This is a genomic window from Acaryochloris sp. 'Moss Beach' (assembly GCF_021497025.1).
GTDB classification, from domain to species: Bacteria; Cyanobacteriota; Cyanobacteriia; order Thermosynechococcales; family Thermosynechococcaceae; genus Acaryochloris; species Acaryochloris marina_A.
In genome coordinates this window covers 2,513,482-2,529,009 of sequence record NZ_CP071717.1, presented here as the reverse complement: position 1 = coordinate 2,529,009, position 15,528 = coordinate 2,513,482, and the positions used below count along the sequence as shown (strand labels likewise).

General features: G+C 47.7%; 16 protein-coding genes and 1 tRNA gene. 5 read left to right on the top strand and 12 right to left on the bottom strand.

Annotated features, from left to right (window positions below):
• Positions 1 to 204 precede the first annotated feature (204 nt).
• Positions 205 to 3,192 (top strand): FHA domain-containing protein, encoded by a 2,988-nt coding sequence (locus HRE53_RS11730; protein WP_235110626.1) that lies wholly within the window; start codon positions 205 to 207, stop codon positions 3,190 to 3,192.
• A gap of 293 nt (positions 3,193 to 3,485) precedes the next feature.
• Positions 3,486 to 4,226 carry a hypothetical protein gene (locus HRE53_RS11725; RefSeq protein WP_235110624.1) on the top strand — a complete coding sequence of 247 codons (741 nt, stop codon included), beginning with the start codon at positions 3,486 to 3,488 and terminating at the stop codon, positions 4,224 to 4,226.
• A 38-nt stretch (positions 4,227 to 4,264) separates the two neighbouring features.
• On the opposite strand, the gene HRE53_RS11720 is transcribed toward HRE53_RS11725, so the two are convergent.
• Positions 4,265 to 4,717 carry a GNAT family N-acetyltransferase gene (locus HRE53_RS11720; RefSeq protein ID WP_212663594.1) on the bottom strand — a complete coding sequence of 151 codons (453 nt, stop codon included), beginning with the start codon at positions 4,715 to 4,717 and terminating at the stop codon, positions 4,265 to 4,267.
• Between the two features lie 56 nt (positions 4,718 to 4,773).
• Between HRE53_RS11720 and HRE53_RS11715 the strand changes: the two genes are divergently transcribed.
• Positions 4,774 to 5,055, top strand: a complete 282-nt coding sequence (locus tag HRE53_RS11715) for a cell division protein SepF (RefSeq protein ID WP_212663593.1) — start codon at positions 4,774 to 4,776, stop codon at positions 5,053 to 5,055.
• A 102-nt stretch (positions 5,056 to 5,157) separates the two neighbouring features.
• On the opposite strand, the gene rplL is transcribed toward HRE53_RS11715, so the two are convergent.
• The 9 genes from rplL to HRE53_RS11670 form a co-directional block, all read right to left on the bottom strand.
• The gene (gene rplL / locus HRE53_RS11710; protein ID WP_212663592.1) at positions 5,158 to 5,541 is read right to left on the bottom strand and encodes a 50S ribosomal protein L7/L12; all 384 of its coding nucleotides are present in this window, start codon (positions 5,539 to 5,541) and stop codon (positions 5,158 to 5,160) included.
• A gap of 45 nt (positions 5,542 to 5,586) precedes the next feature.
• Positions 5,587 to 6,117 carry a 50S ribosomal protein L10 gene (gene rplJ, locus HRE53_RS11705; RefSeq protein ID WP_212663591.1) on the bottom strand — a complete coding sequence of 177 codons (531 nt, stop codon included), beginning with the start codon at positions 6,115 to 6,117 and terminating at the stop codon, positions 5,587 to 5,589.
• A gap of 252 nt (positions 6,118 to 6,369) precedes the next feature.
• Positions 6,370 to 7,080: a 50S ribosomal protein L1 gene (gene rplA / locus HRE53_RS11700; protein ID WP_235110621.1), complete on the bottom strand. Its 711-nt coding sequence runs from the start codon at positions 7,078 to 7,080 to the stop codon at positions 6,370 to 6,372.
• A gap of 90 nt (positions 7,081 to 7,170) precedes the next feature.
• Entirely contained in the window at positions 7,171 to 7,596 is a 426-nt protein-coding gene (rplK, locus tag HRE53_RS11695) for a 50S ribosomal protein L11 (RefSeq protein WP_212663589.1), read from the bottom strand.
• A gap of 7 nt (positions 7,597 to 7,603) precedes the next feature.
• Positions 7,604 to 8,224 (bottom strand): transcription termination/antitermination protein NusG, encoded by a 621-nt coding sequence (gene nusG / locus HRE53_RS11690; RefSeq protein WP_212663588.1) that lies wholly within the window; start codon positions 8,222 to 8,224, stop codon positions 7,604 to 7,606.
• A 6-nt stretch (positions 8,225 to 8,230) separates the two neighbouring features.
• Complete coding sequence (secE, locus tag HRE53_RS35155) at positions 8,231 to 8,584, bottom strand: preprotein translocase subunit SecE (protein ID WP_396124528.1); 354 nt, start codon at positions 8,582 to 8,584, stop codon at positions 8,231 to 8,233.
• 207 nt (positions 8,585 to 8,791) lie between these two features.
• Positions 8,792 to 8,864, bottom strand: a tRNA-Trp gene (locus tag HRE53_RS11680).
• A 135-nt stretch (positions 8,865 to 8,999) separates the two neighbouring features.
• Positions 9,000 to 9,362: a 50S ribosomal protein L19 gene (gene rplS, locus HRE53_RS11675; protein ID WP_212663587.1), complete on the bottom strand. Its 363-nt coding sequence runs from the start codon at positions 9,360 to 9,362 to the stop codon at positions 9,000 to 9,002.
• 114 nt (positions 9,363 to 9,476) lie between these two features.
• On the bottom strand, positions 9,477 to 12,182 hold the full coding sequence (locus HRE53_RS11670; RefSeq protein ID WP_212663586.1) for an EAL domain-containing protein: 2,706 nt from the start codon (positions 12,180 to 12,182) through the stop codon (positions 9,477 to 9,479).
• Positions 12,183 to 12,440: 258 nt separating this feature from the next.
• Here HRE53_RS11670 and HRE53_RS11665 point away from each other — a divergent pair, with 258 nt between their 5' ends.
• Both HRE53_RS11665 and HRE53_RS11660 read left to right on the top strand, forming a co-directional pair.
• Positions 12,441 to 13,232: a cobalt-precorrin-6A reductase gene (locus tag HRE53_RS11665; RefSeq protein WP_235110616.1), complete on the top strand. Its 792-nt coding sequence runs from the start codon at positions 12,441 to 12,443 to the stop codon at positions 13,230 to 13,232.
• 56 nt (positions 13,233 to 13,288) lie between these two features.
• Positions 13,289 to 14,140, top strand: coding sequence for a 2OG-Fe(II) oxygenase (locus HRE53_RS11660; protein WP_235110614.1), 852 nt, complete (start codon positions 13,289 to 13,291; stop codon positions 14,138 to 14,140).
• Positions 14,141 to 14,151: 11 nt separating this feature from the next.
• Here the strand turns inward: HRE53_RS11660 and dcd are convergent, their stop codons facing one another.
• Positions 14,152 to 14,748, bottom strand: a complete 597-nt coding sequence (dcd, locus tag HRE53_RS11655) for a dCTP deaminase (protein WP_235111096.1) — start codon at positions 14,746 to 14,748, stop codon at positions 14,152 to 14,154.
• A 16-nt stretch (positions 14,749 to 14,764) separates the two neighbouring features.
• Positions 14,765 to 15,301: a P-loop NTPase family protein gene (locus HRE53_RS11650; RefSeq protein ID WP_212663583.1), complete on the bottom strand. Its 537-nt coding sequence runs from the start codon at positions 15,299 to 15,301 to the stop codon at positions 14,765 to 14,767.
• Positions 15,302 to 15,528 lie beyond the last annotated feature (227 nt).

The window sequence follows — 15,528 nt, the reverse complement described above, 5'->3', positions numbered from 1 at the left end:
TGAAAGGACTTTGGGAATGCTGGTCGATCGGTGGTCAACAAGAGCGTGTCAGTGATGTCATGGCCCTGATTCACAAAGGGTGACCGTTATCGTCTATGTGCTCCAATCTACTGTGAAAATTATCTCCATTTCGGGCGAAAAATAGCCTAGGCTTTTGTATGACTGCCTTTAAACTCTTAGCTTCCATCCTATCCTTGCCCCACTATGCTTACTGCATCTGCTCAGCTTCATGTCATTACTGATGGCGAAGAGATCAATCGAGAATTTCGGTTAACGCAAGCCACCTTTAGTATTGGGTCTGATCCAGATAACTCCCTTGTCTTGGAAAGTGGATCGATACTGCCGCACCATGCCGAAATTTTGTGGCAAACCGATCATTATGTTCTGAAGCTGTTGAGTAACCAAGCTATCCTCCAAGTCAACAAGAAACCGCTGCTATCGAACGAACCTATCAATCTCCATCCTGGAGATGAGATTCAGATTGGCGATACGGCCATTCATTTCCGAGAAACCCTGGGAACAGGGGTGTTTCCCCAAGAGTCAATTTTGCCAGGAACGGTCGTTAGTCAAACCCATTGCGATCGCGTTCTACAAGTCACCACTTCTAAATGGACCCAGGACTTTCCCCTCAACCAAGAAATCCTGACCCTAGGCCGACATCCCCAGTGTGATATTGTCATCGATTTACCTGTGGTCTCTGACCGTCATGCCCGCTTGAGTTGGGAGAATGAGACCTACACCATTAGTGATCTAGGGAGTGCCCATGGGCTCACCTTTGCGGGAGACCGGATTCAGGAGAAAGCCCTCCAGGATGGAGATTTTTTCTCCATTGATGATCAGGTCACGTTGACCTATCAGGTCATTCCGCAAACGGATGTCATCGAACAGGTCGAAACCCTTGTGTTGCGAGAGTTGAAAAGCCTGAGCTTTGGCCGCGATCCACGCAATACTACGGTGATTGATCATCCTGTAGTCTCCCGGTTTCACGCCCAAATTGATCTCAAAAGCGGCACCTGGGTGATCGAAGATCTCCATTCGTCGAATGGCACCTATGTTAATGGTCGGCAGCTCCGTAATCCTCAACCCCTCCGTCCTGGCGATACCATTCGTATCGGTCCGTATCACTTTGTCTTTAACTTTGATGAAACTCTGATTCAGCAGAATGACTCGGGAAATCTGCGTCTAGATGCAGTCCATCTGAGTAAGGTGACCAGTAAGAATAATATTCTTTTAAACGACATTTCCTTGTCTATTCTGCCCCAGGAGTTTGTCGCTGTAGTGGGTGTGAGTGGAGCAGGGAAGTCGACTCTCCTCGACGCTTTAAATGGACTCCGCCCCGCTACCAGTGGCTCGGTCTTAGTGAATGAGCAGGATCTATATAAGAACTTCAACCTCTTTCGCACGGACCTGGGCTATGTTCCCCAGGACGATATTATCCACCGCGAATTAACGGTGAGTCAGGCCCTGGATTATGCTGCCCGCTTACGCCTCCCGGCTGATGTAACGCGCGCCGAGCGCAAACAGCAGATTCAATCCGTTCTCCAAGATTTAGAGCTGCGGGAACGGGAGCATCTGCGTGTGCGTTCCTTAAGTGGAGGTCAGCGTAAACGGGTCTCTATTGGGGTTGAACTATTGACCCAACCCAGTTTGTTTTTCTTGGATGAAGCTACCTCGGGTTTGGACCCTGGTACTGAAACCTTGATGATGCGCTTACTGAGGCGGCTAGCGGATCAAGGGCGAACTATTCTCTTGATTACCCATGCCACCAAAAATGTGATGGTTTGTGACCTGGTTGTGTTTTTGGCTAAGGGGGGGCGGATTGCCTATTTTGGCCCTCCTGCCGAAGCCCTTACCTATTTTGGGGTGGAGGATTTCGATGAAATCTACCTAAAAATAGAAGGGGAGCAAACCCCAGAAGCATGGGAACAGCAATACCGTCAGTCCACCCTCTATCAGACCTACATCACTCAGCGTCAGGCAACTTTATCTGTCCCGACGACGCCCCAAAAAGCGAAATCTAAGCCCCCTCAGCCCCGAACGACCGCTATTTCGGGCTGGCGACAATTTTCTATTCTGGCCCAGCGCAATTGGACTATCTTGCGTCAGGATCGTGCCAGCCTGATTTTGATGCTGGCATTAGCCCCCATCTTGGGATTGCTGGATTTTGTCATGTGGCAGCGCCCCATGTTTGATGTCACGAATGGCGATCCGGGTCAGGTCTTCACGCTTTTATTCATTACGGTCTTGACTGCTGTGATGGTCGGTAGCTTGGCGATGATGCGGGAGATTGTCAAAGAACGGGAGATCTACCGACGTGAACGGATGATTGGGCTGAAAATTTTGCCCTATGTGCTCTCTAAGGTATGGCTCAGTTTGCTGCTAGCCCTGTATCAAGCGGCGATCTTTTTGCTGACGAAGGTATTGGCCGTGGACTTGCCGATTGACTGGCACAACCTGCTGGGCATGTATTTCACTCTTTTCTTAGCCACTTTGGGCGGCATGGTCATGGGTCTATTTGTCTCCGCATTGGCCCCTAATCAGAGTGTGGCCCCTTTGCTAACCATTCTATTTCTGCTCCCCCAAATTACCTTTTCTGGAGCCATTATCTCCCTTGATTCTTTAGGGACGCCAGGACAAGTTCTTAGCCAAATCACGGTCACGCGTTGGCCCTATGAGAGTTTAATTACATTGTCTGATGTGGGTAAGGATATTGCCGGAGATTCTTGTTGGCAACTGTCGTCAGACGAGCGCGAAAAGTTGAGTGACAAGGACCAAGAAAAATGCCAGTGTCTGGGGCCGCAAATATTTACTCAATGTACCTTTCCTGCCCTACGCCAAGAATATGATCCAGCAGTGGATCAGCCTCAGCCTGCTAAACCTGAGGATCCGGGTGATCCTCCTAAATTAACGGCTGATAATCGGTCTACCTATGAAGATGAGATAGAAGACTATAACGATAAGGTCAAGGATTATCGTGACCAATTGGACACTTGGCAAGATCAGTTTAGCGACTGGCGAGAGAAACGTGGGACTGCGATTGCAGCTGCAGAACTGTTAGTCGGTCGTTTTCATGACAAGGCTGGCACTGCATTTGCCGTCAATGTCGGTAAACATTGGCTGAAATTAGGACTAATCATGGTGGGAATGCTGAGTCTGGTGGTTTTTATCCAGCATCGTCAAGATGTCATCTAATTTTGATAAATATATGTAAATTTAGGTTTCAAACCACTGATATTGCCCTGCTTCCCCTGAAGAAAAAAGCTATCTTGTATGAGGTGGTCCCATACTGACGTTTTTAAGGTCGCGTTCTGTATCTGTCGGTTGTGAACCGTTCGAGCAGCTATCAATTCTAGGCTTCAGTTTTAGCTTAAATATTTTTCTCTAATCCTAGGTCTGCAGATATGGAATGTTATACGGTTCAAAGCGTACGTAGATAAATTGCTTTGAGTCCAATTCCACCATAGCTCAATTCATAGGGCACTCCCATGCACGACGAAAGTATCATTCCACCTTCTGTTCCTAGGCTCAAAACCTTGGTGGGTTCTGAGCTTAATAGCCATCGGTGGCAAGACAAGCTACTGCCAGTCGATACAATGTTGGGAGAAGCAGATGTGGCAGTCTTGCGGCAAGAATTGGAAACCGCCCATGATTTGCTGCAATATCAGCAATGCTTGATCGATTCTCTCACTGAGCAATTAGTGGGGCATGAATCCCATCAGGTCCAACTCGAACAAGATTTAGAAAATGCCGAGCGTGATTCTCGGCGAGAAGCAGAGAAGCTGCAAGAGTTTCAGTCGATTTGTCAGGACTTGCGATCGCAACTTCGTCGCCAACAGGCCCGCATTTATGAATATAAGACGGTGCTGAAAAATAATTCCAACACATTTGCACCGAATGCCAAAGTAACCCCTCGCCAAATGGTCTCCTTTGGGTATGCCACCGTAGCTGTGGACGATTCTCTGATGGTCTCTTCTTCCGCAGTCTCTCCTTGGTCAGCAACTGATTCTGTGAGTAGCGTTTCCGATGCATTTGCGATTTGCTGTCGTAAGCTTGCTGCCTTAGGTTTACAGAATACATCCGACGTTCGGCAGACTAGCCCCCAGGCTTTGGCTTTACCTATTCCTCAGTCTCCTGAGGAGAAGAAACAACCTCCAACGGTAGATGTAGAGCTCCAATCATCCTATCCGTCTTCTCCTCAGCCAGAACTCCCTAATTTCGTTCATTAGGCTGATAAGTATACTACCCTTTCAACGTCATCAAGGGTTCAAGAATAGTACATAAACTCGACAGGAATACGGAATAAGGTTTTAGCGATTTTGGAGAGTCCAAATTTTCGTTTTAAGCCCTGGGGAAGTTCTTGCCACTCAACGATCTGGAATCCCATTCGTTGATAATACTGGCATAGTCGTTGCCCAAGACATTCGAGATAGAGGGGGTGGGATGCATTTTCGATTAAGTGTTGAGCCAAAATTGTTCCCAGTCCTTGACCTTGATGGGTGGATTTAACGACTAAACTACCGAGTTCTTGAGCGCCTGGAAAGACCCGTAGTTGGCCACAAGCAACAATCGTTAAATTCTGTTCAATCACCCAAAACTGAGCCCATCGGATTTGCGTCGGATCCAGTCTGGCAGACCAGACTAATCGCCGAATTGAGCCGATATCTGTGGCTATGGCAGGGCGCAATTGGCAATCTTTTGGCAGTAAAGGCTTCTGCATATTGACAAGTTGCGCTAGTTTAGACGGTAACGATCAATGGATTCAGGTGAGCAAGTATGGCTAACTTACTGCCACTTCCCGGGCTATCTAATTATACAATTGCTGTTCTTACCCCCCAAACTTTTGAAGAAACCGCCCAGGCGGTCGATGCCCTCAAGGGGGGAACCGTTATCTTATTAAACTTTGCCAGCTTGGGGACTGAACTGGCTCAACGATTTGCCGATTTTGCTGCTGGCAGTACATGTGCGATCTCAGGACATCAACAACAACTGGGGCATCAAATCTATTTGTTTACGCCCCCCACCGTTGACATCATCACACAATTAAAGACTTGCTGAGAGAGTGTTTGTCTCGGCAAGCCTTTAATTGTGATTTGAATGGTGCAAGATACAGTTTATCCAGCCTGGTGAACCAGGCTAATGGGTAACTGCGAGAACTGCTTACTTGAGAGCAACTTTTCCGCCTGCATCTTCCAGGCTCTTCTTGGCTTCTTCGGCGTCCTCTTTGGAAACCCCTTCTTTAATAGATTTGGGTGTAGATTCCACCATTTCTTTGGCTTCTTTCAAACCTAAGCCGGTTAGAGTACGGACGACCTTGAGAACGGCAATCTTCTTGTCGGCAGGGACTTCTTCCAAGACGACATCAAATTCAGTTTGCTCTTCAGCTTCTTCAGTAGCACCTGGTGCACCAGGTGCTGCCATCATCACACCAGCGGCAGGAGCAGCGCTCACACCAAAGGTTTCCTCAATTTGCTTGACTAGATCAGCAGCTTCTAGGAGGGTTAGGGATTTTAGCTTTTCTAGAATTTCTTCAGTTGCAGACATGGTTCACTTCCTTATATGTATTCAATGGTTTGATCGAGAATGCGGTCAGGCAGATTTATCAGAGTCTGCATGAGCGTGTAACGCCCGGGCCAGTGAAGCGGGAACCTCATTGATACCCACAGCAACTTTGGCAGTTACAGAATTGATAGCACCAGCAATTTGAGCCATCAAGACTTCTTGTGACGGGAGGTCACCGATAGCCTTGATATCCTCTTTGGAGAGGAGTTGGCCATCCATGATGCCGCCCCGAAGCTCCGTTTTCTTGGTTTCTTTTTGAAAGGCTTGGTAGGCCTTAATGGCACCACCTAAGTCATCCTTAATCAACAAAAAAGCAGAGGAATCGGATAACCAGTCTGATAAAGGCTCCCATTTTTCATCACCTTTGATGGCTCGACGCATCAAGGTGTTTTTGGTGATTTTGCACTGAGCCCCTGCAGGCCGCAGCTTATTTCGCAGCTCCGTGATTTCAGCAACAGTTAACCCTTTGTAGTCGATGACAATCGTCATGACGACATCACTTAGGTTCTCTTGCAGTCCTGCTACAATTTGCTGTTTATCTTCTAGGGTTCTACCCATCCTTCTGTTCACCTCCTTAATCGGTACATAAAAATGAAACTTATCCCCATAACAAAAGACCTTGGTTATGGGTAGGGCCAAGGTCTTTTGAGAGTGCTGACTCAAAACGTTAACAGAGTGTTTTAAGGGCAATCATTCAAAACCTCAGTAGGCCATTAAGCATTTAGCCCCTACCATCTACGGTCTTTCGATATTCAGTTGAGGGATTAATTCAAAGGCTCTATCCTTGAAAAAATTTGGGTGTTTCCAGACTTATTCAGCCAGGGTTAGGTCTCGCAGAGACGAAATATCGACTTCGATGGATGGTCCCATAGTGGCCGATACATAAAGACTTCGCCAGTACTTTCCCTTGGCACCTGAAGGACGATTCCGATCAATGGTGTCTTGCAATGCTTTGAGGTTCTCTAACAAATCTTCTGCAGAGAATGTTGCTTTGCCAAACATCACGTGAACAATGCCGGTGCGGTCTGCGCGGAACTCAAGCTTACCAGCTTTGAATTCTTCAATGGCTTGAGGCAGATCGAAGGTCACAGTTCCTGCTTTAGGAGAGGGCATTAATCCGCGAGGACCAAGAATTCGACCTACTTTGGCGACCTGGGGCATCATATCTGGGGTCGCGATCAGTAGGTCAAAATCCATCCGACCTTGCTGAATTTCAGTGATCAGCTCTTCAGAGCCAACGATATTGGCACCGGCATCCGTAGCTTCTTTGACCTTTTCTCCACGGGCGACTACAGCAATGCGAACTTCCTGACCGGTGCCTTTGGGTAAGGCAACTGTTGTCCGTAGTTGTTGATCCGTATACTTGGGGTCAATACCGAGACGAATATGTGCTTCAGCAGATTCTGAAAACTTAGCCGTGGCCGTTTTACACAGTAACTCTAGTGCTTCTAGCGGCTCATAAGCGCGTTCTGCAACTTGCTGTCTTAACTCGCGCATTCGGCGAGATTCTTTCTTAGTCATAATTTACTCCTGGGGTATTAGCGAAGCAATGGCCTCTTCCCCAAATGGGTTAACAAAGACGGGTACTAAATCATACTCCGATGCCTGGGCTTAATCAACGACAGCAACGCCCATGTTGCGGGCGGTTCCAGCCACAATATTCATGGCTGCTTCAATGTCATTGGCATTGAGGTCAGGCATTTTGGTTTGGGCAATTTCCTGCAATTGAGCCTTAGTGATTTGGCCGACTTGGGTCTGGTTGGGTTCACCTGATCCTTTCTCAATGCCAGCGGCTTTCTTGATCAGAACAGACGCTGGGGGTGTTTTGAGGATAAAGGTAAAACTGCGATCTTCGTAAACTGAAATTTCAACAGGTACGACGAGCCCAGCTTGATCAGACGTTTTGGCGTTGTATTCCTTACAGAACATCATGATGTTGACACCATGTTGTCCTAAGGCGGGTCCAATTGGGGGAGCAGGGTTGGCTTTGCCAGCTGCGATTGCCAATTTAATGATTGCTACTACTTTTTTTGCCATGGATGAATTACTCTTTTTTCACCTGATTAAATTCCAATTCTACGGGGGTATCCCGCCCAAAAATCGAAAGTAGCGCTTTGAGCTTGTTCCGCTCAAGGCTAACTTCAATTACTTCACCCTCAAAGTCTTTGAATGGACCATTGAGAACTTGAATCTTATCGCCAACAGACATATCGACTTTGACTACAGGCTCTTGTTCTTGGGCCTGGCGGAAAATTCGCTCGACTTCTGAAGGGCTGAGAGGCATCGGTTTGACATGGCCACGGCCACGACCGTACCGACGTTGTTGTTCGGCACCGACAAAGTTGATGACGTTGGGGGTGTTTTTGACCACCTGCCAGGTTTCGTCATCTAAAATCATGCGGACTAGCACATAGCCTGGAAATACTTTTTCTTCGCCCGTTAAACGGCTGCCATCTTTCCGAACTTTGATGGTGGGCGTTTGCGGGATTTCAATTTGAACAATGCGGTCTGCAACATCTAGGGTTTGCAAACGTTGTTCAAGGTTATGCTTGACCTTTTTCTCGCACCCGGAGGCAACTTGGACGGCATACCAATGCCGAATTTCGAGAGAACCTTCAGGGACTGAACTAACAGCCGGGGTTGTACTTAGGGGGTCATCAGTCATGGGTACTTATCCAAATACGAGTGTGGAAACCCACCTAAACAAGTTATCGATGAATGAGAAAATAATCGCAGAGAGAGAGACCATCAAAAACACTGCAATCGACTCACTAATCAGCTGTTGCCGATCGGGCCATACCACTTTCTCAAATTCTTCCTTAGTGCTTTGGAAAAAACTAGTAGAGCCAGCGGCACTAGAAGTTGCTGCCACAGCAGCTCGCTCTGGAGTAGAGCTAGAACTCTCTAAAGACTCTCCAGTATCAGCAGTAGTGGCAGCTATCGGTTCAGACGTCGCATCAATGTTGGATGGGGGTGACGGCTGACTATTTGCTGCGTTATTTTTTTTCTTTCTTCTTTTAGCCACTTTTGCTAATCCTTGGATGCCAACTGCTGGGTATTTATACTCCGAGCTTGCCCACTATCGAATGTAAATTGAGCTTGCCCACTCAATGGGCTGATCGCTTGTGCAGATTAGGCAATTGCATGATCAAGCGAACCTAGGGCATGAGTCTAAGAGCAATCTGATTGACTCAGCCCACGACACAGTCCATCTAAACTGATCTGAATTGAGCGCGCCTTGGAGGACTCGAACCCCCGACATCAGGTTTTGGAGACCTGCGTTCTACCAACTGAACTAAAGGCGCATAGGGCTACCTAGATGGACTGAGTAGGTTTGGGGTCTAAGGGACCTCTCTACTTTCTCAAGTTTACCTTGCTACGGTAGCACTCATGGACGATTGAGGCGGGCTGGATAATGTGTGGATAACCCTAAACTCCATCTACAGCTCTCGATCAAACCGTTGCTTGACACGAGTTGCCTTGCCGACGCGATCGCGTAAATAATACAGCTTAGCTCGGCGCACTTTACCTCGACGAACCACTTTGATAGTGGTGATGCGAGGAGAGTGAATTAGAAAAACTCGCTCTACACCGACACCCTGAAAAATTTTCCGAACGGTGATGGTCTCATTGATCCCACCATGACGCTTAGCAATGACGGTCCCTTCATAGGGTTGGGTGCGCTCTTTATTGCCTTCTCGGATTTGAACTCCGACTCGGACAGTATCGCCAACATAGATGGTTGGTAATGTTTCTTTGAAATGCTCCGCTTCAATTGAGCGAATGATCTCCTCAGCGTGCATAATTTTTCACAAAAAGTCACAAGATCTAAGGATACTCTATTTCCCGACTAATCGTCCATCATTTATGACGGTTTTTGTGATAATAGATTTATGCTGGTCAGCGATAAAGTGGGTCTAGGTCTGCATAGAAGTGGATTGACTTAACTCTGGACCAGATACTAAGGTTCGCAACATGGATTGAGGCTGATTGCGTTGGAGCCAATTCGCTTGCAAAATATCTGTTGTGCTATCCACACTCAGGGGGCGACTGAATAAATAGCCTTGGACAATTTCACAATTTAGGGACCTGAGCAGTTCTAGCTGTTCTTCATTATCGACACCCTCGGCAACCACTTTCAGATCGAGGCCTTTGCCTAAGGCAATGACTGCATTGATAATTTCTATATCCTTAGATGCAGGCTTTAAATCTTGAATAAAGGACTGATCAATCTTCAAGGTATTGAAGGGGAGTTGCTTGAGATAATTGAGGGAAGAGTAGCCGGTGCCAAAATCATCCATGGCGATGTAGACACCCAGCGCTTGCAAATTACAGAGAATGGACTTTGCAAAGTCCATATTTTTAACCGCAATGGTTTCTGTAATTTCCAGTTCGAGTTGTTGTGGATCTAAGCCAGTACTTTCTAGGACCTGAGCCACAATTTCAACTAAATTCGGTTGATAAAACTGGCGAGCAGATAGGTTGATGGCAACGGATAAAGGCGCTAATCCCATTTGGTGCCAGAGCACGGCTTGTTGACAGGCTGTTCTTAATACCCATTCTCCCAACTCCACAATTAAGCCGGTTTCTTCCGCAATTGGAATAAAAGTGGCGGGTGAGACTAAGCCCATTTCTGGATGTTCCCAGCGCACAAGGGCTTCTAGGCCGACAATCTCACCGGTACAGATATTGACCTTGGGCTGGTAGTGAAGAATAAATTCATCCCGATCTAAGGCGTGACGCAAACTGTTTTCTAGAATGAATTGCTCTTTGGCATTCATCGTTGGGTTATACAGCTGGCAAGTGCCCCGGCCCTGCTCTTTACTGCGATATAAGGCAACGTCCGCATTTTGCAGCAAAATTTCTGCTTCTTGGCCATCTTCGGGATAGATGGCAATGCCAATGCTGGTGGTGACAAACAATTCATGTCTGCGGATGACAAATGCAGCTTTTAGGGCATCCAAAATTCGATAGGCCGTGTTAATGGCGTCGTTAACGGACTCAATTTTAGGTAAGAGAACGGTAAATTCATCCCCACCCCACCGCGCGACCGTGTCTCCATCTCGCAAACAATCTTGGAGGCGGAGTGCCACTTCTTGGAGAAGCTCATCACCGATGGAGTGCCCTAACGTGTCGTTGATTAACTTGAAGCGGTCTAAGTCCATAAACATGACCGCAACACTGCCATTGTTCCGTTGGGCGGCTGCTAAGGCGATATTCAGGCGGTCGTTGAAGAGGACGCGGTTGGGCAGATCAGTGAGGGCATCATGAAAGGCCTGATGGCGGATAATTTCTTCTTTGTCCTGTCGTTGTAATGCTGCGCTAATACTGGCTGACATGGCAAATAGAATGGACTCTTCTTGCAGAGACCAGTGATATTCGCGGGTGCAATTATGCAGTTCAATAAATCCCCAAAATCGGTGATTGACAATAATTGGAACTACTAAAATCGACAAAATACTGTCTTGAGCTAAGACCTGTTGTTCGATTTCTGGCAGGTCTTGGACCAGGCTGCGAATAGTGACCTCATCCGTTAAGGCGTGATACCAACGTCTGAGATGGGGCGAGTGATAGCTTTGCTCCTGTCTATGGGGACGGTGGCGTACGGACTCTATGGATGAACGAATCCACTCAAATCGCATACTGGTACCGCTTTCACCAGTGTCTGGTAGCGTGTGGTTTTTGCAAATACAAATGCGATCGACACCAGCGGCTTCTCCTAAAATCGCCAAAGCAGTATCGATGGCGTCGTATCCGACATTTTCAAGGAGATGGGTGGTGGCTTGAGCCACACTCTGTAGCAAGCGATCGCGTTTACGAAGTTCAGCTTCGGCCAGCTTGCGCTCCGTAATATCAAAGACGCAGCAGCGAATCAGATCACTTTCGGAAATAAAGTGAATGGATTGCTCATACATCTTGTCGGCAACGGTAATTTCCCGGACCAGGATGTTGGTATCAGAGGTGTGAATGAAATTGAGCAGGCCGTTTAAGGCTGGATGTTGCATCCCCAGGAGAGGGAGTTCTGGAAAGGCGCTGACGGCGGCTGGATTGAGATAGGTGAGTTCCCCATCGAGATTAATCTCTAGCATGGGGCTGGGAGAAATTTCGGGGAAGGAGGCCAGTCGGATCAGGGGAGCTTCATCCAGGCCTTCTTCTTCTAGGGCTGAAGGTTGTTCTGGGACGACGGTAGATTGAGAGGCGGGAGGGGTGAAGAGGGCTTCGTGATCAGCGGTACGACAATATTCCTCAAATTCTGCGTCGGATTGAGGAACTACGGCAATGTATCGGGCTTTAATGTGGTTGCCAAAGGTGAGCAGATCTTGATCTTGGAGGCGGCGTGAACGGCATTTAACCCCATTGATTTTAATGCCATTGGTACTGCGTTGGCCTTGTAAGTCTCCATCAATAAGTAAGAAGCCATAGTTATTCGGATCAGAGCTGGTCACCCGCAGTAATAAAGCATGCTGACGGGAGACTGCTTTTGAGTGCAGCACGATGGAATTGGTTGGATCACGCCCCAAAGAATGTGAAGATGCCTCGAGAGGCACCAACCTTAGCCCTTCTTTGTCCTCAAAAAGGAGCAAATGTCGGGCCTGTTTTTTCTGATTGATTTCCACAACCAAGTCGTACTCAAGTCTATTGAGAGTTGTAAAAAGGCTGGTAACAGCAGCGCCTTCTTTTTAAGTTTCTGCATTGATATCGACAACCTCATAACCTATTGCTAGGTTTCCCCCTTGAGGTAGAACGAATTGGTTCTTGATCTCTAGGATGCCCAGAAAAGTCTATTTAAAGTGCATTTTTCTTTAGGCATTGATTTAGCAGTCTGTTCATAGACTCAGTGTTCATTTATGTTAAAGCTAATTACTCTCAATTGACTGAAGATGCCTGCTCGAATTTGGCTAGTTGGAGGGACGACCGAAAGTGTGCAGTTAGCATCTGCGTTAGATGGTGCTGGCCTCCCTGGCGTGGTTACGGCCCTGGCTGACTCGGCTCAGGATCTGTATCCTCCGTCGTTGAGCCTAAGAATTTGTACGGGCGCTTTGACGGATCACACCTGGCAAACATTTTGCCAAGATCAAGAAATTGGCGTGATTTTGGATGCGTCTCATCCCTATGCCACGGAAATTTCGAAATTGGCCATACAGGCATCAACCCAGCTTCAGATTCCTTACTTACGATTTGAGCGGTCCTCTGGGGTTGATAATACGGCTGCACAAAATCCCTGGGTGGTGGAGGTTGATACCGTTTCGCAACTAGTGAATGGGCTATCGCTGAAGGGACAGAGGGTTTTACTAACGATTGGCAGTAAATGGCTCCCGCAATTTAAGGAATGCCAGTCCACCAGCACATTATTTGCGAGAATTTTGCCTCGTGCTCGGGCGTTTCAGGTGGCAGATGAGGCGGGATTTAGTTGCGATCGCATCATTGCTTTGCGCCCTCCTATTTCCTTTGATCTGGAAAAAGCCCTCTGGCAGCAATGGCAAATCTCTGTTGTCGTCACTAAAGCATCCGGTCAACCGGGGGGCGAGGATATTAAGCGTCGCGTGGCGCAAGCGTTGGGAGTAACCTTGATCATCATCAAGCGTCCCCTATTGACCTATCCTCAGCAGACGAGCGATATGGAAACAGCGGTGCAATTTTGCCAGGCTGCCTTACATCAGAAACCAGTCTAAAATATTGGAGGCCAGACAGCTGATGTGGGCTGCCATGATCTGAAATACGCTCAGCTATGACCACACCTTCCATTGTTAAAGTCGAATTGCTCCTCCAGGGGGGCCACCATCAAACGGTTTATCTGCAGTCTACAGACCCACTGCTACAGCGTCTGTTCCAGGCTGTTTCGGCCGCGGCTCACCCTGAACGGCCCCCAGAATTGTTCCAAATTCCGTTACAGGCTGGTCATGCTGGGCTCTGCTTTTCTAGCCAACATTTAGTGGGTTTGGTGACTGAACCCCCCATGTATATTCAGTCAGACCTCAATCCAGCCCCGGCGGAGGTGATCCCATCTCCCTATGTGCAGATGGATGAGTTCTTAACAACCGTTGAACATCAGGTCTTACTCCAAACAGCCATTCAGCGAGAATCTGCCTTTATACCGACCCAAACTACAACGGATACCCCTGACTATCGACAGTCCATGATTCTGCCGAATGTGGACGGATTGGCCAATCACATCATGAAACGAATTGAACAAGTCTTGCCAGGGGTGTTGCAAGAACTCAATCTGCCGGTGTTTACAGCCTCTGAGATTGAAACGCAGCTTACGTCCCATAATGATGGCAACTTTTACAAGCTGCACAACGACAGCGGTAGTCCAGATACAGCTACTCGCGAGCTGACTTACGTTTACTACTTCTACAAGGATCCCAAACCTTTCTCAGGGGGAGAGCTACGGGTGTACGACAGTAAAATTGAGAACAACTTTTACGTTGAAGCCGATTCCTTTCAAACCGTTGATCCTCGCAATAACAGCATCGTCTTTTTTCTCAGCCGTTATATGCATGAAGTCTTGCCGGTTCATTGCCCCTCGCGCACGTTCGCTGACAGCCGCTTTACGATTAATGGTTGGATTCGGCGTTAATCAACTGGGAGTCACAACCTGGCCAGGGTGACCTGCTCATCTTGGTCTTGATATTTACCCTGACGGGTTTCATAACTGACGGTACAGGGCTCGCCTTCAAAAAATAGTAATTGGACAATCCCTTCATTGGCATAAATCCGGCAGTCTGCGCTGGATGAGTTAGAAAACTCTAGGGTTAAATGGCCACGCCAGCCGGCTTCGGCTGGGGTCAAATTGGCGATTAGACCGATACGAGCATAGGTGCTTTTGCCGATACAGATGACGGTAACATTTTCAGGCACTGCTAAACGCTCTAGGGCTACCCCTAGACCATAGGAATGAGCGGGCAAAATAAAATAGCTGCCATTCTCATCGGTATGTAGGTCCGCAGGCTCTAAATTAGCGGGATTAAAGTGTTTGGGATCAACGATGGTGCCAGGAACATGGCGGAAAACTCGAAATTCATTCGAGCTGAGCCGCAAATCATAGCCATAGGATGACAAGCCATAGCTAATGACTTGCTGAGATACCCCTGGATTTTCTTCAACTTCCCTGACCAGATGGGGCTCAAAAGGGCTAATCATGCCTTGAGCAGCCATCCTGGTGATCCAGGCATCATTTTTGATCACAGAAACCTCTTGCGGACTAAGGGCAAACGTTGCGTCGCATTTCAGTAATTTGGTCGGCGACATCCATGAGTGATGAGGGCATATTGGGCCCTGTCAAAATCATATCAATATGCCGAGGACGCTGCTCAATCAACGAAAGGACTTCTGATTCGGGGATGAGATTCAGGTGGAGAGCCAAACTGAGTTCATCCAAAATGACGAGGGAGTAATCCCCCTCTGCGATCGCAGTTTTCGTATGTTGCCACAGATCTTCCATGGCCTGCATTTCATCGGTCTCTAGCTCTGGTGTATCAATACAGCGAGGTAGATTGCAGCGATACCAGTCCAAGTTTTGGCAAAGGTGCATGGGGTGGTGGTGGCCCATATTGATGCCCCCTTTCAGAAATTGGACAACGAGTACCCGTGTTCCTTGCCCAGCCTCCCGGAGTGCTTGTGCCATCACCGAGGTGAAAAAGCTGCGATGAGGTGCGGTAAAGATTTTGACTAAGCCTTCGATGATGTGGCGTGATGGGGCGTCGAAGGCGCGAGGCGGCGTATCTAGCTGGGCTACCATAGTTTAGATGCTAACAACAGATGTAGCGTTCATCTGTAACTTTCCTCCATAGTCAACACCATATCTATAGGATTCGTCAACACTTTTATAGGAAGTATTAAGTTTTGAAAGAATCTTTTACTTAAGCCTGGATTTCTTTTGGGCGATGACTAGAGTATGCTGATTGGGGCTTAAATTGGCTATCCCATACTGTGTATTTGCAGGTGGAAAATGCCAGTTCCTGTGTA

Excerpts from the sequence above, each read along its gene's own strand:
- HRE53_RS11730 (WP_235110626.1), top strand. The coding sequence starts at position 205 with ATGCTTACTGCATCTGCTCAGCTTCATGTCATTACTGATGGCGAAGAG.
- HRE53_RS11725 (WP_235110624.1), top strand. The coding sequence starts at position 3,486 with ATGCACGACGAAAGTATCATTCCACCTTCTGTTCCTAGGCTCAAAACC.
- HRE53_RS11720 (WP_212663594.1), bottom strand. The coding sequence starts at position 4,717 with ATGCAGAAGCCTTTACTGCCAAAAGATTGCCAATTGCGCCCTGCCATA.
- HRE53_RS11715 (WP_212663593.1), top strand. The coding sequence starts at position 4,774 with ATGGCTAACTTACTGCCACTTCCCGGGCTATCTAATTATACAATTGCT.
- rplL (WP_212663592.1), bottom strand. The coding sequence starts at position 5,541 with ATGTCTGCAACTGAAGAAATTCTAGAAAAGCTAAAATCCCTAACCCTC.
- rplJ (WP_212663591.1), bottom strand. The coding sequence starts at position 6,117 with ATGGGTAGAACCCTAGAAGATAAACAGCAAATTGTAGCAGGACTGCAA.
- rplA (WP_235110621.1), bottom strand. The coding sequence starts at position 7,080 with ATGACTAAGAAAGAATCTCGCCGAATGCGCGAGTTAAGACAGCAAGTT.
- rplK (WP_212663589.1), bottom strand. The coding sequence starts at position 7,596 with ATGGCAAAAAAAGTAGTAGCAATCATTAAATTGGCAATCGCAGCTGGC.
- nusG (WP_212663588.1), bottom strand. The coding sequence starts at position 8,224 with ATGACTGATGACCCCCTAAGTACAACCCCGGCTGTTAGTTCAGTCCCT.
- rplS (WP_212663587.1), bottom strand. The coding sequence starts at position 9,362 with ATGCACGCTGAGGAGATCATTCGCTCAATTGAAGCGGAGCATTTCAAA.
- HRE53_RS11665 (WP_235110616.1), top strand. The coding sequence starts at position 12,441 with ATGCCTGCTCGAATTTGGCTAGTTGGAGGGACGACCGAAAGTGTGCAG.
- HRE53_RS11660 (WP_235110614.1), top strand. The coding sequence starts at position 13,289 with ATGACCACACCTTCCATTGTTAAAGTCGAATTGCTCCTCCAGGGGGGC.
- HRE53_RS11650 (WP_212663583.1), bottom strand. The coding sequence starts at position 15,301 with ATGGTAGCCCAGCTAGATACGCCGCCTCGCGCCTTCGACGCCCCATCA.